Source organism: Robiginitalea sp. SC105 (genome assembly GCF_014243345.1).
Lineage (GTDB): Bacteria > Bacteroidota > Bacteroidia > Flavobacteriales > Flavobacteriaceae > Robiginitalea.
In genome coordinates this window covers 1,257,342-1,274,696 of sequence record NZ_JACLZF010000002.1, presented here as the reverse complement: position 1 = coordinate 1,274,696, position 17,355 = coordinate 1,257,342, and the positions used below count along the sequence as shown (strand labels likewise).

General features: G+C 53.8%; 18 protein-coding genes. 11 read left to right on the top strand and 7 right to left on the bottom strand.

The window, feature by feature from the left end; genetic code table 11:
* Positions 1-63: 63 nt before the first annotated feature.
* Positions 64-1,425, top strand: coding sequence for a HAMP domain-containing sensor histidine kinase (locus tag H7F20_RS14660; protein WP_185786912.1), 1,362 nt, complete (start codon positions 64-66; stop codon positions 1,423-1,425).
* 14 nt (positions 1,426-1,439) lie between these two features.
* A complete protein-coding gene (locus H7F20_RS14655) occupies positions 1,440-1,976 on the top strand; it encodes a hypothetical protein (protein WP_185786911.1) in 537 nt (178 codons plus the stop codon).
* Here the strand turns inward: H7F20_RS14655 and H7F20_RS14650 are convergent.
* Together H7F20_RS14650 and H7F20_RS14645 are read right to left on the bottom strand one after the other, a co-directional pair.
* On the bottom strand, positions 1,942-2,157 hold the full coding sequence (locus tag H7F20_RS14650; RefSeq protein ID WP_185786910.1) for a hypothetical protein: 216 nt from the start codon (positions 2,155-2,157) through the stop codon (positions 1,942-1,944). The genes H7F20_RS14655 and H7F20_RS14650 overlap by 35 nt on opposite strands.
* A gap of 367 nt (positions 2,158-2,524) precedes the next feature.
* The gene (locus H7F20_RS14645) at positions 2,525-3,388 is read right to left on the bottom strand and encodes an RNA polymerase sigma factor RpoD/SigA (RefSeq protein WP_185786909.1); all 864 of its coding nucleotides are present in this window, start codon (positions 3,386-3,388) and stop codon (positions 2,525-2,527) included.
* Between the two features lie 174 nt (positions 3,389-3,562).
* Here H7F20_RS14645 and H7F20_RS14640 point away from each other — a divergent pair, with 174 nt between their 5' ends.
* From H7F20_RS14640 to H7F20_RS14625, 4 genes are all read left to right on the top strand, one after another.
* Positions 3,563-4,075, top strand: a complete 513-nt coding sequence (locus H7F20_RS14640) for a DUF6155 family protein (protein WP_185786908.1) — start codon at positions 3,563-3,565, stop codon at positions 4,073-4,075.
* A gap of 11 nt (positions 4,076-4,086) precedes the next feature.
* On the top strand, positions 4,087-5,016 hold the full coding sequence (locus H7F20_RS14635) for a glyoxylate/hydroxypyruvate reductase A (RefSeq protein ID WP_185786907.1): 930 nt from the start codon (positions 4,087-4,089) through the stop codon (positions 5,014-5,016).
* A 117-nt stretch (positions 5,017-5,133) separates the two neighbouring features.
* Positions 5,134-6,645, top strand: coding sequence for a DEAD/DEAH box helicase (locus tag H7F20_RS14630; protein ID WP_185786906.1), 1,512 nt, complete (start codon positions 5,134-5,136; stop codon positions 6,643-6,645).
* 126 nt (positions 6,646-6,771) lie between these two features.
* Entirely contained in the window at positions 6,772-7,614 is an 843-nt protein-coding gene (locus H7F20_RS14625) for a 1,4-dihydroxy-2-naphthoyl-CoA synthase (protein WP_185786905.1), read from the top strand.
* Between the two features lie 225 nt (positions 7,615-7,839).
* On the opposite strand, the gene H7F20_RS14620 is transcribed toward H7F20_RS14625, so the two are convergent.
* A complete protein-coding gene (locus H7F20_RS14620; protein ID WP_185786904.1) occupies positions 7,840-9,177 on the bottom strand; it encodes a serine hydrolase in 1,338 nt (445 codons plus the stop codon).
* Positions 9,178-9,258: 81 nt separating this feature from the next.
* Here H7F20_RS14620 and H7F20_RS14615 point away from each other — a divergent pair, with 81 nt between their 5' ends.
* From H7F20_RS14615 to H7F20_RS14605, 3 genes are read left to right on the top strand one after another with little or no spacing between them, the layout of a single operon-like run.
* The gene (locus tag H7F20_RS14615; protein WP_255444109.1) at positions 9,259-9,738 is read left to right on the top strand and encodes a 3D domain-containing protein; all 480 of its coding nucleotides are present in this window, start codon (positions 9,259-9,261) and stop codon (positions 9,736-9,738) included.
* A 15-nt stretch (positions 9,739-9,753) separates the two neighbouring features.
* Entirely contained in the window at positions 9,754-10,434 is a 681-nt protein-coding gene (locus H7F20_RS14610; RefSeq protein WP_185786903.1) for an N-acetylmuramoyl-L-alanine amidase, read from the top strand.
* The gene (locus H7F20_RS14605) at positions 10,431-11,897 is read left to right on the top strand and encodes a M14 family zinc carboxypeptidase (RefSeq protein ID WP_185786902.1); all 1,467 of its coding nucleotides are present in this window, start codon (positions 10,431-10,433) and stop codon (positions 11,895-11,897) included. The genes H7F20_RS14610 and H7F20_RS14605 overlap by 4 nt, the downstream gene beginning before the upstream one ends.
* A gap of 7 nt (positions 11,898-11,904) precedes the next feature.
* On the opposite strand, the gene H7F20_RS14600 is transcribed toward H7F20_RS14605, so the two are convergent.
* From H7F20_RS14600 to H7F20_RS14585, 4 genes are all read right to left on the bottom strand, one after another.
* Positions 11,905-12,072: a hypothetical protein gene (locus H7F20_RS14600; RefSeq protein WP_185786901.1), complete on the bottom strand. Its 168-nt coding sequence runs from the start codon at positions 12,070-12,072 to the stop codon at positions 11,905-11,907.
* 206 nt (positions 12,073-12,278) lie between these two features.
* Complete coding sequence (locus tag H7F20_RS14595) at positions 12,279-13,370, bottom strand: VWA domain-containing protein (protein WP_185786900.1); 1,092 nt, start codon at positions 13,368-13,370, stop codon at positions 12,279-12,281.
* Between the two features lie 113 nt (positions 13,371-13,483).
* Positions 13,484-14,824, bottom strand: a complete 1,341-nt coding sequence (locus tag H7F20_RS14590; RefSeq protein WP_221898786.1) for a hypothetical protein — start codon at positions 14,822-14,824, stop codon at positions 13,484-13,486.
* Positions 14,825-15,859, bottom strand: a complete 1,035-nt coding sequence (locus tag H7F20_RS14585) for a c-type cytochrome (protein WP_185786898.1) — start codon at positions 15,857-15,859, stop codon at positions 14,825-14,827.
* Positions 15,860-16,108: 249 nt separating this feature from the next.
* Here H7F20_RS14585 and H7F20_RS14580 point away from each other — a divergent pair, with 249 nt between their 5' ends.
* Positions 16,109-16,354, top strand: a complete 246-nt coding sequence (locus H7F20_RS14580) for a MoaD/ThiS family protein (protein ID WP_185786897.1) — start codon at positions 16,109-16,111, stop codon at positions 16,352-16,354.
* A 9-nt stretch (positions 16,355-16,363) separates the two neighbouring features.
* The gene (gene moaA, locus H7F20_RS14575; RefSeq protein WP_185786896.1) at positions 16,364-17,347 is read left to right on the top strand and encodes a GTP 3',8-cyclase MoaA; all 984 of its coding nucleotides are present in this window, start codon (positions 16,364-16,366) and stop codon (positions 17,345-17,347) included.
* Positions 17,348-17,355 lie beyond the last annotated feature (8 nt).

The following is a 17,355-nucleotide window of genomic DNA, read 5'->3' as shown; positions in this document are numbered from 1 at the left end:
GCCCTGGGGCTAATGCGGATTTTTACCAGAACCCCAGAAAAACCAACCGGTAAAACCCAATCCATGACAACCAATTCCCATGGCCTGCTCCATCAGATCGCCGCGTTGCGAACTTCCCTCGAAGAATTTTCTTTTGATCAATTGAGCATCGAAGAAGCCAAGTCCCTCAAAATGCGCTTTGAATCATTCCGAAAGCAGCTCGAAGAGAAAATCTGGAATCCCGGTTCCTGGGAAACCCCGGATACGGATACAAACAACGGGAAGGATGCCCACTTGCTGATTGCTTCAGTGAGCCATGAAATCCAGACACCGCTAAACGGGATCATCGGTTTTTCGGACCTGTTTGCGGAGAGTGGGCTGAACCCCCAACAACAAGAGTTTGCAAGCGCCATCCGTTCTGCAGCTCACTCCATGCTCGAAATCATCAACGAGCTCCAGGATTATTCCAGGCTCCGAGCTGGGATTGAAAATACCGTCACTATCCCTTTCAGCCCAAAGCAGGTCCTTGAAGAAGTGGCCTACCTTTGCCGGACCCTGATTGTCCGAAAGAGTGTCGCCTTCCATGCGGAGATTGATCCCATGCTTCCAGGGACCCTCATTGGAGACCCCTCCGAGCTTTCCAAAATCTTGATGACCCTGCTGGGTAATGCCATAAAAAACGTCGATAAAGGAAACATCGCATTGCGGGTCCGCTCCGAAGTTCGGATGGGAATCTGTACGCTTCACGGGGAGGTGAAAGATATTGGGACGGGGATCTCCGAAAGCGACACCCCGGGGATTATCAATGCTTTCCAACAGACATCCCATCCCCTGCAAACCCGTTTACCGGGCCATGGGCTGGGGCTGAGCATTGTCAAGGAACTCATCGAACGGCAGGGGGGGAGCATCTGGGTCGAAAGCGAACCGGGCAAGGGCACATGCTTTGTGTTCCGGATTCCCTACCCGGTGGATAAGATGCGAGTCAGGCCTTATGCCCCGGATGAATTACATGATAAAATCTGCCGCACCATCAAAAACAGCCAGCAACCAGGGACGCATCAAAACAAGGCCGCATATACCGAAGGCGAAGCCGATCTGCTGCTGCTCTGGGAAGAATGTAAGGGGGATTTGGGGATGCTGAAAGACCTGATGGCACTGCTTAAAAACAACCTGCTGGAATTTCTGGGAAGACTCAGGATCCATATCCCTAATGGGGATTTCAGGGAAATCCAGGCGGCTTCCCGCAAGGTACAGGAGGACCTGAAGTTGATCCGGGCCGGCAGGTGGCTGGAAGACGTGGAGCGCATCCACCGCCTAAGCCTGCAAAACCGGGGTCTGGAAGAAATTGCCAGCAGCCACCGGGAACTGGTGCTGGGGTATCCGCAACTGGAACGCTTCATGGACCAGGAACTGGAAATCCTTCGCAAACGCCATGGCGGCAGCTGAAAAAGATTCATGTTATGGAGGATGAAAAGATCAAAGTCTCCCGGGTATCAAAGACCGGTATCAACCGCGTTGAAAACCCACATGTTGGGACCCGAAGGCGAGAAGGTGGCGGAAGGTCCAGCAGCCCGCTATTCGAACTCAATGGCCTCCCTGCAAAGGCCACAGGCGAACCCGGCTATTTCAGGGCAGACCTGAACAGAACCACCTCGGCGGAAAGGTTTTCGATTGTACGGGAATTCTATGAAAAATGTGACTTGGAGTCCAGGCTCATCCTGATCGATGCGATCCCGGAAGTAGGGGAATCCAAGGAACTGGCCTTTCTCAGGTCACTGACAGAGGACGAGATCCCCGAAATAAGGGCGAAGGCCCTGGAATCCTGCAATATCCTGGAAAACCGCCTGCGAAACCAAACGGGGGGGCTTTTGTGCGGCGAGCCGGTCGGATCAGAAGAATCTCCGGAAATGCCTGCAGGAACGCGGAGTTATGGCAGCAGATTTGCAAATTTCACCCCGGATTTCAAAAATATTCGTGAAATCCCGGCGTCCGGGTAATATGTGGTTCCATTACTGGTAAAATTGTCAATGAGCCGAGACCCAAGTGTTTAATATCGCGATTTTTCCCGGCTTCTGGCGCCGGATTGCACTGCCGGTATTGGTTCCGGGTATTAACCACCCCTAAAACCTCCTTGTCAACAACAATGGCCTCTTTCACCACAAAATCTTGGCGGGCCATGGGAATTAAATTAGGTTTAATCCAGTGTTATTGAGTATCCCGAATCATTAGACGAAGCGTAACCGAAACCAAACTTACCATGTTATACGATACCTACGGGGAGGAATACCTGACATTTCTCCGAGAATTAAATGAAATATTAAGTTTAAACGAACTGGCCGAACTGGATTACCTGTAGACAGGTCAGTTGGTTACCTGAACCCCAAATCCCCAATATTATGGCAAACTACAATGAAGACAATGCGGCCTATATGGACTTTATACAGGCCCTGAATGAAATGCTGCTCGATTTTAATATCAGCAGGCTTAGCTGTTCTTAATGTTTAGTGTGTAAAGAAAAAAGCGGCAGAAATGCCGCTTTTTTTTATTATCCCAAATACGCTTTGAGCAATTTACTCCTTGAATGATGCCGCAATTTTCGAATCGCCTTTTCGCGGATCTGCCGGACGCGTTCCCGCGTCAGGTCAAAGGTTTGCCCGATTTCTGCAAGGGTCATGGATTGCTGGTCCCCGATCCCGTAGTAGAGCTTAACTACATCGGCTTCCCTGGGTGACAGGGTCTCCAGAGCGCGGTTGATTTCAGTATTCAGCGACTGCAGCATCAGGGATTTGTCCGGCTTGGGCGACTCGCCCGAACGAAGGACGTCATAGAGGTTGGAATCTTCCCCTTCGCGCAGCGGGGCATCCATACTGACATGGCGCCCGGAATTTTTTATGGATTGTTTGACCTCACTGACGGTCATATCGAGTTCCTTGGCGATTTCCTCTGCTGAAGGTGGCCGTTCATGGGCCTGTTCCAGGTAGGAAAATGTCTTTTTGATCTTGTTAATGGAACCGATCTTGTTCAAAGGAAGGCGTACCACCCTGGACTGTTCGGCAAGCGCCTGAAGGATTGACTGGCGGATCCACCAAACAGCATACGAGATAAATTTGAAACCGCGCGTTTCATCAAAGCGTTTGGCAGCCTTTACCAGGCCGACATTCCCCTCATTTATCAGGTCAGGCAGTTTCAGGCCCTGATTCTGGTACTGCTTGGCAACAGATACCACAAAGCGCAGGTTGGCCTTGGTAAGCTTTTCCAAAGCGACCTGGTCTCCCTGTTTAATTCGCTGCGCGAGTTCTACTTCTTCATTGGCGGTTATTAAATCTATCTTACTTATATCTTGCAGGTACTTGTCAAGCGATTTGGACTCCCGGTTTGTAACCTGCTTGACAATTTTTAATTGCCTCATGTACGTATATAGGATTTTAAGTTAACATCTTCTCATTATAAGCTTTTCTGCGCTCTTTTCCAAAAGACGGGCATCCTACTTATACATATTTTATGAGAATTTCGCAAAGTTTTAAGATTATGGCCTCCCGGGGAAGCCCATATTTTGGCCGGGAACGCGTATATTAAGCACACGATGAGCAAACGCGCCCTGAAGAAGTACCTCGCCGGTCTGGACCAGGAAGCCCTGGCCGGGCAATTACTGGACCTCTACGACCGGTTTCCACAGGTAAAAACCTACTACGATTTTGTATTCAACCCCAGGGAGGACCGGCTTCTGCAGGAGGCCAAGTCAAAAATCCGCCGGGAATTTTTCCCGCAACGCCGCAAACGACCCAAAGCCCGGAGGTCAATAGCCCAGAAATATATCCGCCACTTCAAAACGCTCGGCATGGAACCCCACCTGCTGGCAGACCTGATGGCTTTCAACCTGGAAACGACAGCCGAATTCGAGAAAACCAGGAATTGCCCGGAGGCCTTTTACAGGAGCATCTACAAATCGTATGAGGAATGGACGGCACATATGGTCCACCATGGGATCTTTATGGAATTTCAACTGAGGCACGACAATTTCCTTAGGGCCCTGGAGATGGCAGACTGGCCCAATCTGGAGGATTTCCTGGCCCGCAGTGAACAAATGACCCTTTAACCCTCTCAACAATGGCATTGGTCATCATTCGAAACGACGACAAAACCGAAACCTGGATCCGCGCAATCCGCGAACAGGCCCCGGACATCCCGGTCTTTGATTACCACAAACCCCATCCCAGGGAAACCGTCCGGATGGCCGGGGTCTGGAAACATCCGTCAGGAAGTCTTGGGGAATATCCCGGCCTTCTCGGGGTGCACGGCCTGGGCGCAGGGGTGGATTTTATACTGGAAGACCCCGGCCTGCCTGAGAATTTGCCGGTCCTCCGGGTAGTGGACCCCTTCCTGGCCGGGGATATGGCCGAGTATGTGCTGGCACAGATCCTGTCGTACCTCCGGCAACTGCCCCGGTATACACTCGATAAGGCCAACCGGGCGTGGCATCCGGTTTCCTACGCGCGTATCGGGGACTTCCGCGTTGGCATCATGGGACTTGGCACGCTGGGCAAAGCCGTGGCGGAATTGCTGGTCCGGGCGGGTTTTTCAGTTACCGGTTGGACCAGCCATTCCAGGCCCCAAACCGGTTACACGGTTTTCACGGGTCCTGAAGAAAAACAAGCCTTCCTCGCCGGGACGGATATCCTGGTCTGCCTTTTGCCACTTACGCCGGATACCCGGGGAATTTTAAACGCGGAGACTTTTGACTGCCTCCCGGGGGGAACCTTCCTGATCAATGTGGCCAGGGGGCCCCTGCTGGATGAGGGGGCACTTATCCGGGCCCTGGATACCGGAAGACTGTCCGGGGCCTGCCTGGATGTATTTTCCACCGAGCCGCTACCCGATGCGCATCCCTTTTGGAACCACCCTTCCATTCAGATCACCCCCCACGTGGCCAGTGTTTCCGAGCCTGCCTCAGTGGCCGGCCAGATCATCGGCAACTACCGGGCCTTGCTCCGTGGTGATTCTCCCGAAAACCAGGTGTCGCGACTGAGGGGTTATTAACGGACCCTGTTAAGAAATCCTGCCTGTAAATTTCATCAAACCTTAAAAAACGGCTAGTTTTGCAAAATTGAACCTCCCGCAACGGCAGGGGTAAAAAATTTTGCAAAAAGAAAGCTTTTGAGCGCACAAACCGAGTCTACCGAAAAAACCCTGTATGATTATCAGCTGGAAGACCTGGGCAAGATTTTTAAATGCCTCGAGGAATCCCCGGAGGATATCAACCTGCTCTACCAGTTGCCGACAGGAGGCGGGAAAACCGTAGTTTTTTCAGAAATCGCCAGGCGGTATATTCGGCAGACCGGCAAGAAGGTCGTGGTTTTGACGCACCGCATCGAGCTCAGCCAGCAAACCTCCCGGATGCTTCACGGTTTCGGGGTCCGGAACAAAATCATCAACAGCGAAGTCAAGGAACTGGACGAATCGGATGATTATGAATGCTTCGTGGCCATGGTGGAAACCCTGAACAACCGGCTGCAGGAAAAGGCCATCACCATTGAGGGGGTAGGCCTGGTAATCATCGACGAGGCCCACTACAATTCGTTCCGGAAATTATTCAAGTATTTTGAGAAATCGGTTATCCTCGGGGTGACGGCCACGCCGCTGAGCTCGAACATCAAGCTCCCGATGAAAGACCACTACAAAAAACTCATCGTAGGGGAATCCATCGCTTCCCTGATCGAAAAGAAATTCCTGGCCCGGGCCAACCTCTATAATTACGATGTCAGCCTGAAGTCGCTGAAACTCGGGATCAGCGGAGACTATACCGTGAAGTCCTCCGATGCCCTATACGGGAACCAGCAGATGCTCGGGAAATTGATGGGGGCCTACGAAGAATTGGGGAAAGGGACCAAAACGCTCATCTTCAACAACGGGATCAGCACCTCGAAATACGTTTACGAAACCTTTAAACGGGCCGGGTACCCGATCCGTCACCTGGACAATAAGAACACGGCTTCGGAACGGCGTGAGATCCTGGACTGGTTTGCCAATACGCCGGATGCCATCCTCACCTCCGTGAGCATCCTGACCACCGGCTTCGACGAGCCCAGTGTGGAAACCATCATCCTGAACCGGGCCACGCGCTCGCTGACCCTCTATTTCCAGATGATCGGCCGCGGTTCGCGTATCCTGAAGGACAAGGAGGAATTTACCGTGATTGACCTGGGGAACAACATTGCCCGATTCGGCCCCTGGGATGCCCCGGTAGACTGGCAGGAGATCTTCCATTTCCCCGATTTCTACCTGGAGAACATCCGGAACGATGATGAGATCGAACGGGAATTCGTCTATGAGATGCCCAGGGAACTCCGGGAGAAATTCCGGCGTTCCGACAATATCGACTTTGACGTCAAGGAGGAATACAAGAAAGTTTTTGCAGCAGGAAAAAAATCGAAACTCGTACTGGAAAAAAGCATTGAGCAACACGCGCAGATCTGCGTGGAAAACAGCGAAGACGTTTTTGATGCACGCATTCTGGCCAAGGAACTCCGGGAGGAAATTGAATACCGCATTAAGCAATACTCTTATTGCATTATGAACAACACCAAAAATTACCGCGACTGGCTGCAGGAAGATTACGAGCGGCGGTTGCGCCTCAAGATTTCGCAATTGTTCGCCGCCCGCATGTAGGGAATCCGTATCCTGTTTGGTTTGGAGCAGAGCCCCTGACCCCTTGAATTCCGCCATTGCCTCCAAAATTGGATCATGGCGTATCTTTATCTGCAAATTCCGATTGTCAACACGTAAATCAAACCCATGAAATCACCCGACTGGAAATCTGCCGGAGACTTTGAGGACATTACCTACCGCAAGGCCAACGGCGTGGCCCGAATTGCCTTTAACCGCCCGGAGGTGCGCAACGCCTTCCGTCCCAAAACCACAAGCGAACTTTACAAGGCGTTTTACGATGCCATGGAAGACCGTTCCATCGGCGTCGTATTGCTTACCGGGGAGGGACCTTCCCCAAAGGATGGGGTTTATGCCTTTTGCAGCGGGGGCGACCAACGCGCCAGGGGGCACCAGGGTTATGTTGGGGAAGACGGGTACCACCGGTTGAATATCCTGGAGGTACAGCGGTTGATCCGGTTTATGCCCAAGGTGGTCATCGCAGTGGTCCCGGGTTGGGCCGTGGGAGGGGGGCATAGCCTCCACGTGGTTTGCGACCTGACCCTGGCCAGTGAGGAACACGCCATTTTCAAACAGACCGATGCAGATGTGACGAGCTTTGACGGCGGCTATGGTTCTGCCTACCTCGCCAAACTCGTCGGCCAGAAGCGGGCCCGGGAAATTTTCTTTCTAGGCCGGAATTACAGCGCCCGTGAAGCATTTGAAATGGGGATGGTCAACGCAGTTGTACCCCATAAGGACCTTGAGCAGACGGCCTATCAGTGGGCACAGGAAATCCTCGCAAAGTCGCCCACCTCCATCAAGATGCTCAAGTTTGCGATGAACCTCACGGATGACGGTATGGTGGGGCAGCAGGTATTTGCCGGGGAAGCCACCCGGCTGGCCTATATGACCGATGAGGCCAAAGAAGGGCGCAATGCCTTTTTGGAGAAGCGCAAACCCGACTTCGGAAAGGATCAGTGGATACCCTGAACTAAAAAGAGCCCTGATCTTGCGACCAGGACTCTTTTACGAGAACACTATATGAAAATGAAAAAAATTAACTCCGTTGTTTCATTTGAACAGTGTAAACATACATCGGCGATTCGGAAGTAGAAACAATTTGTTGTGAAACTGTCCTGGGATGTGGTGAAAGAAATAAAAGGCGTATTTCTCCCGGTAAAAGGCACCCGTCCCCTGACGGAAAGCGACCCGGTTTCAGCCGGGTATGGCCGCTACAATCTGGCTTAAGAAGGCATTTACATCAAAATCCGGGGATTCCGCCAGACCGGTCCGTACCACCACAAGGTTTTTGGAGGGGATGATAAACACGTGCTGCCCCTGGTACCCGTTGGCCATATAGAGGTCCCTGGGAACATCCGGGTACTGCCCCCCGGCATTGAGCCAGAAATGGGCACCATAGCGATCACCGGAGTGGGCAGTGGGGCGCGACACCCAGTCCACCCAGTCGGGATGGAAGATCTGTTCCCCCTTCCAGTTGCCCCGATGCAGGTATAGCAATCCGAAGCGCCCCCAATCGCGGGTGGAAGCCCAACCATAGGAAGAGCCGACAAAGTTACCGGCAGCATCCGTCTCAATGAGCATGCTGTGCATCCCAATCCGGTCGATAAGTGCGGAATAGGGAAAATCCAGGTACTCCTGATAGGTGTTGAACTCCCTGCGCAACAAACCGGACAACAAGTTGCTGGTGCCAGACGAGTAATTCCAGGCCGTCCCGGGCTCCGACTCCAGGGGTTTGGCGGCCTGTATCGCTGGCATGTCGGGCTTCAGGAACAACATCTCGGTCACGTCGGAAATACGGGTATAGTCTTCTTCCCAGGCCAGGCCGCTCTGCATCCGGAGCAAATGCTCAAAGGTAATGCGGCTCCGCCCGTCTCCCTGCCACTCCTCCAGGCCCGTGGGGGATGTAATGTCCAGGCGTCTTTGGAAATCGAGGATGCCGAATAGCGTAGCCAGGACGCTTTTGGTCATGGACCAGCCGAGCACGCGGGTATCCGGGCCAAACCCTGGCACGTACCGCTCTGCCAGGACATGGTCCTTATACAGCACCAATACGGTACGCGTGCGTTGGACCTCCGGTTCGGAAAAGGCCTGCTCCATACCCGCTTCCAGTGCGGCGTAATCCACCTCGGGGAAAATCGTGTCCCTGGGTTTCAGGTCGCCCAGGGGGTAGGGCAGGGAATCGAACGCAAACTGCCGCCTGGGCTTTATCTCTTCCGATGGCACCTGGTAGTCACCCATGACCAGGTAACACCCGAGGCCCTCCCGGCAACGTGCCGTCCGCTTCTGCATCCCCAGCACGCTGGATACCGCCCCGGAAATAGTGCTGTCATACCGGCTGGAGGCCATAGAAATCAGGGGGACCTGATGGTCGTCCTGGTTGACGGAAGCGGGTGAGCGACCAGAAAGAAATACGGTAGAGGCCATGTTCTTGGCGGCATAGCCGCTGATCATGGTCAGTTTGGGATATTGACTCCAAATGAGCCCAAGTACCAGCAGGACGGGTATAAACCAGAATCGTTTCAGGTATTTCATGAGTTTCTGTTCGCTTGGAAAACTAAGATACTATTATTTAAAACCCATTTACCAACCCAACAACTCGTAAAAATCCCGGATTTGAGCGATTCTCGGGAATGGATTACATTCGTGGTTATGATGGGAATGCGATGCGGCGCAGCCTGCCTTCTGGCTTTTTTATTATATGCCGGATCCTGTAAAAGGGTACCGGAAGCGGAAGCCTATACCTGGAAGGAAATGGAGGTGACGGTGACCGCCTATAATTCGGTGCACTGGCAAACAGAAGGTAACCCGACCGTTACGGCCTGGGGGGATACCCTGAGGGAGGGGATGCGGTGCATCGCCGTTTCCCGCGACCTGATCCCCCTGGGCCTGGACCACGACAAAGAAGTCGTAATAGAGGGGCTCCCGGGAACCTTCCTGGTAAAGGACAAGATGCACCGCCGGTTCAAAAGGCATATCGACCTGTACATGGGGGAAGATGTGGCAGGTGCCCGGGAATGGGGCCGGAAAAGGCGGGTTATCAGATTCAAGGTACCGCTGCCTGCAGATTCCCTACAGATTCCTGAAACCCCCTGATATACCTGACCTCCAATGACGAAGAAACTACCAATCTTTATTGTACTCCTACTTGTTGCCCTGTTTACCGGGTGCAGCAGTTACCAGCCACTCCTGGCAGATCGTCCCATCCGCTTTGACCAAAACCGGCGGGAACTGACCCGGGCCTACCTGCAGGACCGGTACGGCATCCGTCAGGAAGGGGTGGGCATACAACCGGAAATGATTGTACTCCACTGGACGGCCATCCCGACCGTCGAGGCTTCCTTCGATGCCTTTTATCCATCGGAGCTGCCGGATTCGCGTGGGGATATCACTTCCGCAGGTGCCCTGAACGTATCGGCCCACTACCTGGTCGATCGGGACGGCACCATCCTGCAATTGATGCCCGATACGGTCATGGCGCGGCATGTAATCGGGCTGAATCATTGTGCCATCGGCATCGAAAATGTCGGGGGTACCCCGGAAACACCCCTGACGAAAGCCCAGTTGCAGGCCAATGAATGGCTGGTGCGACGGTTGGCGGCTAAATACCCCATCCGCTACCTGATCGGCCACTATGAATATACCCGCTTCGAAGGGCACCCGCTCTGGCTGGAGCAGGATAGCGGATACCGGACGGAAAAAACGGATCCGGGGGTGGGGTTCATGAAAAAAATCCGAAATTCGGTCCGTGACCTGGGATTGGAACCGGCACCTGAAAAAACTGCACCATGAAAAGACTGATACTAATCGCCCTGACGGGCCTGTTTGCAATACCGCTGACCGCCCAGACCGAGTCCTTTACGGAACGGTTTTACGAGAGCTACGAAGACTACCGGGAACCATCCATCGCCGAACGCCGGATCAAACATGCCGATATTCAGCCGCTCATCGACGCCCTGGCTGATAAGCCTGGAATTGAGGTCCGCCGGGTGGGGGCCTCGATAGAGGGACGCCCCTTGCGCCTGATAAGCCTGGGGAGGGGGGAAACGGATGTTTTCCTCTGGTCCCAGATGCACGGGGATGAGCCTACTGCAACCCAGGCGATATTCGACATCCTCAATTTTTTTGCGGCCCCGGAATACGCCTCCGAAAAAACCCGGCTCCTGGATTCCCTCCGGTTGCACTTCCTGCCAATGCTGAACCCGGACGGGGCAGAGGTATTCCAACGCCGCAATACCCTCGGGATCGACATCAACCGGGATGCCCTCAGGTTGCAATCGCCGGAGGGGCAGGCGCTAAAGCGGGTAAGGGACAGCCTGGAGGCCGAATTCGGCTTCAACCTCCACGACCAGAGTACTTATTACAATGCAGAGCGGACGCCGAAACCGGCAACCATCTCCTACCTGGCTCCGGCCTATAATTATGAAAAGGATATCAACGAGGTCCGCAGCCGCGCCATGCAGGTGATCGGCTACATGAACCGGATCATCCAGCGCTATGCGCCAGGGCAGGTGGGCAAATACAACGATGATTTTGAACCCAGAGCCTTTGGCGACAATATCCAGAAATGGGGTACAAGCGCCATCCTGATTGAGTCCGGGGGGTATAGCAACGACCCCGAAAAACAGGAAATCCGGAAATTGAATTACGTGTCCATCCTGTCGGCCATCTATGCCATCGGCTCCGGCAGTTACCGGGAAATGGGGCTGGACACCTATGAAGGCATCCCGGAAAACGACCGGAAGCTCTTCGACCTGAAACTCGAACGGGTGACCTATCCGCTTTTGGGGGAAGATTACATCATTGACCTGGGGATCCACCGGTTTGAGGTGGATACGCCGGACCATTCGGATTTCTGGTACAGCAGCCGGATTGCGGACCAGGGGGACCTCTCGACTTTTTATGGGTACGAAACCCTGGACGGGTCGGGGTATCGGTTGCAGGCAGGAAAGGTATATGACCAGGTACTGCCCGACATGAAGGCCGTGGCAAAACTCGATTTCTGGTCCCTGCTTGAAAAGGGCATCACCTATGTCCGGGTTACCGGCCTTCCGCAGAAAACCCCTTCAACCCCATTTCCCGTCCACCTTGTGGCACCGTCCTTCAAGGCGCCGGAGGCCCGGTGGGAGGTAGGGGACAACCCGACATTTGCCCTCACGCGCGAGGGCGCGGTGAAATACGTGGTGGTCAACGGGTTCCTCTATAAACCCGGGAGCCGGGAAGGATCCGGGAAAAACAGCATGATACTCCGCTGAAGGTTCCTCAATAACCAAAAGTGATCACTGTTTGGGATCCGTGCATCAGCAGGAGCACGAGCATACTTGCGAGGGTGACGACGATTGCGATAAAGAGGCTGATCACCAGGCTTTTGAACCAGGCGGTAAGCGGGCCAATGGCACTTTCCTTTACGATTTGAGTAAGTACATCCATGACGGGGTGTTTTAAAGTTACACTTCGCGTTTGTTTTTAGGATGGATGTTGCAGGTTGTGTTGTTACCATTAAAACAAGCCCGGCTTCAGAAACCCTACCCGATTTCGCCGAAATACCCGGTTCAGCCGCCAGCCTGCCAGGCTGGGGCATAAAAAAACTCCCGGGGCGGGAGTTTTTAATATTTTATCGGATTGTAAATCGCGGGCTACTGGCACCCGGCTGTGAAGCCCGTAGCATCGAAAGAAGTCTGTACCGCGCCCTGCAGGCCGCCGTTCTGGACCCGGATGGCCAGGTTGTTGACCCCGCTTCCGTCCCGCTTGGGGCTGCAGTATTCGAAGAGGTAAAAACTGTTGGCCCTTTCCGATACTTTCTGAGAAAGCTGGTTGAAAGTCGCCTCGAGTTCCTCCTTGTTCCCCGCAAAAACACTGAAAGTCTTCCCGATTTCCTCCAGGACTTCCGTGTCGATTTCGGCCCCAAGGCCAATGGTGAAAAACGAAATATTGGAATTGGCCTTATTGACCTTGTCAAGGGCCTGGTTTTGCGAATAGCGGGAAGCCTGGTCGGTACCGTCAGTGAACAGGACCACCGAAGCCGCCCCGATGGTATTGTTCTGCTCGCTTTCCCGGAGCAGGTCCGAAGCGATGTCCGTACTCTTGATGACCGCCCCGTATAAATCCGTGGAGGGGTCGTTACTGATATCGGGGGTAATCCCTTCCACGGCAGAGATCAGCTCCTCCCGGGAAGTGGTGAGGGGGTTGAGTTCGTGCAGGATGTCCTCTCCATCGAACCAGTAAATGGCCATCTTGAAGGATTCAGCCGGCACCGCAGGCATGACGTTGTTGATGAAACTGGCGGAGGCCGACTTGAGTTCCGTAAGGCTTCCGCTGAGTACGCTGTTGCTCAGGTCGAGGACCAGGAGCGTATGGTTTTGAAAAATCTGGGAATTCGGGGAAATCCTGGACTGGGATTCGGAGGAGGAAATCGTACTGAAACAATCGTCGTTCCGCCCCTGCTCGTAAATAGTAAATTTGTCTGCGGTCAGGCCGGCTACCGGATTCCCGAATTCATCGGAGACCCTGAAAAAGACGGAAACCTTGCCAGGCAGTGTTGTATATTGATCCTGAATGGATAGGATGAGTTCGTTTTCGCCGAAATTCAGGCAGTTGTCCACCGGCTTGCCGAGGCCCAGGTCTCCGTTGCCATTCAGGTCAAAGGATACATCGTCATCGGCATTGCCACAGGAAAGAGCCAGGCTGGCCAGGGTAAGCATAAGAAACAGGGAGCGGATTATCTTCATTATAGTGGTTCTTTTGATTTCCATGGAAAACGATGAATTGGAGATTCTAGTATTCCAGGATCCAAAATTCCCGGACAATATGTATGCCGGACGTATAACGGGAGCCGCATATTTCAAAAATTGTAGTTCAGGACCAGGCTCAGATGGAATAACCCGACCTTGTTGATAAAGACCTCGGGTACCCCCATGTTCCGGTGATCGGAGAACTTGGCGGTAAGCAGGAGTTCGGGTTTCAGGTTGGGGAGGGCAGCCAGATCAAAAAACAAATCAAGATTGGCGTGGGTATAATCGGGCATGGCATATTTGTTCAGAGAGGCGTTCCCGATGTCCGGTTTCCAGTGGTGCCCCAGACTGGCAATGGACCGAACCTTTAATTTCTCTTCCCCGAATACGCGCTGGTAGGAGGCTACCACTGCATGGCTGTCTGCGGTGCCCTCGCTCCGTTCCCGCTTCTGGAAGCTGAAGAGGTCTTCCCGGCCCCATTCCCGGGGGGAGAGGAACATACCGCCCGGAAGTATCCGGGTATACGACAGCGAAATGCCGGAGGTGCCCTCCATATAGCGGATCCGCGCCCCCAGGATATCGGAATGCACCGGAGTGAAGTAACGAAGGCTGTCGATGGAATTTCCACCCTCACCGACCCGGTTCTGGTGCAGCCATTCCCCTTGCAACTGAATGGTTGGCGAAAGTTCCAGGGTCGGTTGCAAATAGAAACTGTTGGAGATGTTATCGGTATACTGGTTCCAGAGATTCACGCGTACGGCCGGGGTAATCTCCACATCTGCATTGAAAAGAACCACATATCCCGAATCCGTATTCCCCGGATAGCGGGCGGGTCCACCATCCACCCCCCGCCCGGCAGGATAGGGGCCGATACTTTCGCCGATTTTCAGGAATTCAACTGTAGACCGGGGTGCCATCCGGTTGATCACGCCCAGCTGCAACTGCCTGCCCGGTTCGGGCCGGTAACGATACCACAGCCCCTGGACCAGGCTGGGGATCATCCTCCCGTCCTGCGGGTTGATCAGGGGCGAATTGATTTTCATCCGGCCCAGACGGAAATCGTGATCTGCCAGGGCGAGATAAGCATATAATTCCCCGAGTATGATCACCACGTCATTGGCCAGGTCCAGGCGGTCAAAAAGCCCCTCTTCGTATCGGCTGAGTCGCCCGGTCTGTGGATCTGCAATCTGCAGGTCCTGAATACCGAGGTTGGTGGAGTTGTACAGTGCGCCCCCGATACGAAGCGACTTTGCGATCCGGTATTCGTACCGCACATACCCGCCGGTGGCCAGGGCGTTAAAATCCTTCAGGCTCCCTTTGTTGACGGTCGCCATGTAATAGGTCCTCCATTGTCCGGACAGCAGGCTTTTTGGGTACTGCATGTTGCTGTCCTGGCCGGCGACAGGCAGGACAAAGAGGCAGAGGAAAGCTATCAGGGTCATCCGTGCCACTTACTTGTTCTTTATCAGGTTATAGGTTTCTTTATAATAGGCAATAATCGGGGGAAACGGGCCGTATTTGTGCTGCAAGGCCGGAAATGGGTCCGCCCAGGGGCCATAAGGTGTGGATACAGGTTTCAGGGTTTTGTCGGGGTAATCCGCTTCCAATCCGATTTTATGGGGCCTTTCAAAGCTATTGATGTAACCGGCCACATCATATGCCTCCGCATCCGAGAGTTTCGGTTGTCCCGGAGTTGCGAGGCCAAATGGCATGTTGCCTTTGATAAAGGCCGCAGCGGTAAGGACCCGGTGCATTCCGGCCCCGTCATTATAGCTGTCGGGTCCCCAAAGCGGGGGATAGATATAGCCGACACCTTCCTGTCCATGCCTTTTTATTCCCTGGCCTTCAACACCGTGGCATACGGCACACTCTCTTTTGAACAGGGATTCGCCTGCATGCAGGTCAACCGGACGGTCCGGGACAAGCAGGGGCGGGAAGCCTTTAAACTCCGGTTCCCTTTCATCCGGCAGGCCTTCCCCAAGCCATTCCATATAGGCGACCATCGCCTGCATTTCAGTGGCATTCACGGGAATCTCCTTCCCGTTCATACTCCGCTGCATACAGCCATTGATTCGGTCTTCGAGGGTTCCCGTGCTGCCCGCACGTCCCCCGAATTGCGGAAACCGCCCGGAGACCCCGACCCAGGAGGCCGCCCCGGCCCGGGTGCCCGCAAGCATGTGGCAATTTGAACAGGAGAGTTTATTTCCCGAAAAGCGATGAGCCGGATCCGAATTGCCGGGGCCCATGAGCTCCGCACTCCGGGTGACCAGCAGGTATCCTTCCCGGACCAGGGATGGGGCGGAGGCAACCTCCGCTTCAAAATCCCGGGGATGCCAGACTGGCAATTGTTGGGTGGCCACAGGTACGGCAGCAGGCGGCGCCTGGGTTTTATAGCCCAGCATACCGATAAAAGCGATGGCCAACAGGGCGAAACTAACTGAAAAGATCAGGAAAAGCCTTCGGGCCAATAGTTCGATGCGTTCCAAGTAATGGTTCTGGGTTAAACAAATACATTAAAAGGGAAACGTGCCAAATGTAGGGAATGAATAAGGCCGCGGTCAGTAACCTTGGTAACATAGGCCCCGGGGTTCAGGCGCGGCTTCGAACTACCATCTCTCACCGTCCACAAATGCCTCCCGGAAACCCGGTCGGCATGCTCCAAAGAAAACGTTAAAGGTTCGGGCCTGGGGATTATTTTTGGTAATTTTAAGCTGTTTATGCCCAAATCCGAACAAATGACTATTCTCCTTTTTGGCGTCACCCGCGATATCGTCGGAAACGGCTCCCTGTCGATTCCCCTGAACCAGGCCGGCAGTTTAAAGACGGTGGCCGACCTTAAATCCTACCTGCAGAAGATGTACCCCGACCTGGGGGGGCTCAGTTCCCTCGCGGTGGCTGTAAATAAATCCTATGCCCGGGATGGGGACAAAATCAGCAATTTTGACGAAATTGCATTAATACCTCCCGTAAGCGGGGGTTAAAACGTATCCATGCTGATCGACAATCACAACAGAGTAATCAATTACGTGCGGCTCGCGGTTACTGACCGGTGCAACCTCCGTTGCAATTACTGCATGCCAGAATCAGGCATTGCGTTTGCGCGGCGCTCTGATCTGTTGAGCATCCCTGAAATGCAGCGGCTTTGCACGGTGCTTGCAGAACTCGGCGTGGATAAAATACGGATTACCGGGGGAGAACCCTTTGTCCGTAAAGGAGTTATGAAACTTTTCGGCCACTTGTCCGAGCTCGACTCCCTCAGGGAGATCTCGGTGACCTCCAATGCCACACTGATCGGCCCGCATATCGGGGAGATGCAGCGGATGGGTATAAAGTGCGTGAACATCAGCCTGGACGCCATCCAGCCCGAGACCTTTGCTAAAATAACCCGCAGGGACGAATTCGATAAGGTCTACGGCAACCTGATGAAGCTGATAGCATCTGGGATTGAGGTCCGGATCAATTGCGTGGTCCTCGGCGAACAGAACATATCGGAAATCTACCCGATGATGGAGTTTCAGGAAAAATATCCGGTTCGCGTCCGGTTTCTCGAGGAAATGCCCTTCAATGGGGGCAGCCGGGATTTCAAGGGACTGGAATGGAACCATAAAAAAATACTCGGACATATCCGGGAGCGCTACCCGGATTTCGAAAAGGTACCTGCACCGATGACCGCGACTTCGGTAAACTATCGGATTCCCGGGCATGCCGGGTCCTTTGGCATTATCCCCGCATTCAGCCGCACGTTTTGCGGAAGCTGCAACAGGTTGCGGATCACCGCCACCGGGGACCTGATCACCTGCCTGTACGGGAAACCAGTGGCCAATATCCGCGAACCCCTGAGGCAGGGCGCCTCCACCCTTGAAATGCGCGGGATCCTCGAGGAGATCCTCGGGCAGCGCTCAAAAGATGGCTTTGAAGCGCAGGAACGCTTTGGGCCGGTAACTGGGAGTTCAATGACCTCCATCGGCGGTTAAAGGGAAAA

What these genes read in the sequence shown, in the direction of transcription:
- H7F20_RS14620 (WP_185786904.1), bottom strand. Translation starts at nt 9,177, where the DNA reads ATGAAATACCTGAAACGATTCTGGTTTATACCCGTCCTGCTGGTACTT.
- H7F20_RS14635 (WP_185786907.1), top strand. Translation starts at nt 4,087, where the DNA reads ATGGCATTGGTCATCATTCGAAACGACGACAAAACCGAAACCTGGATC.
- H7F20_RS14610 (WP_185786903.1), top strand. Translation starts at nt 9,754, where the DNA reads ATGACGAAGAAACTACCAATCTTTATTGTACTCCTACTTGTTGCCCTG.
- H7F20_RS14660 (WP_185786912.1), top strand. Translation starts at nt 64, where the DNA reads ATGACAACCAATTCCCATGGCCTGCTCCATCAGATCGCCGCGTTGCGA.
- H7F20_RS14600 (WP_185786901.1), bottom strand. Translation starts at nt 12,072, where the DNA reads ATGGATGTACTTACTCAAATCGTAAAGGAAAGTGCCATTGGCCCGCTT.
- H7F20_RS14605 (WP_185786902.1), top strand. Translation starts at nt 10,431, where the DNA reads ATGAAAAGACTGATACTAATCGCCCTGACGGGCCTGTTTGCAATACCG.
- H7F20_RS14655 (WP_185786911.1), top strand. Translation starts at nt 1,440, where the DNA reads ATGGAGGATGAAAAGATCAAAGTCTCCCGGGTATCAAAGACCGGTATC.
- H7F20_RS14580 (WP_185786897.1), top strand. Translation starts at nt 16,109, where the DNA reads ATGACTATTCTCCTTTTTGGCGTCACCCGCGATATCGTCGGAAACGGC.
- H7F20_RS14595 (WP_185786900.1), bottom strand. Translation starts at nt 13,370, where the DNA reads ATGAAGATAATCCGCTCCCTGTTTCTTATGCTTACCCTGGCCAGCCTG.
- H7F20_RS14625 (WP_185786905.1), top strand. Translation starts at nt 6,772, where the DNA reads ATGAAATCACCCGACTGGAAATCTGCCGGAGACTTTGAGGACATTACC.
- moaA (WP_185786896.1), top strand. Translation starts at nt 16,364, where the DNA reads ATGCTGATCGACAATCACAACAGAGTAATCAATTACGTGCGGCTCGCG.
- H7F20_RS14645 (WP_185786909.1), bottom strand. Translation starts at nt 3,388, where the DNA reads ATGAGGCAATTAAAAATTGTCAAGCAGGTTACAAACCGGGAGTCCAAA.
- H7F20_RS14640 (WP_185786908.1), top strand. Translation starts at nt 3,563, where the DNA reads ATGAGCAAACGCGCCCTGAAGAAGTACCTCGCCGGTCTGGACCAGGAA.
- H7F20_RS14650 (WP_185786910.1), bottom strand. Translation starts at nt 2,157, where the DNA reads ATGGCCCGCCAAGATTTTGTGGTGAAAGAGGCCATTGTTGTTGACAAG.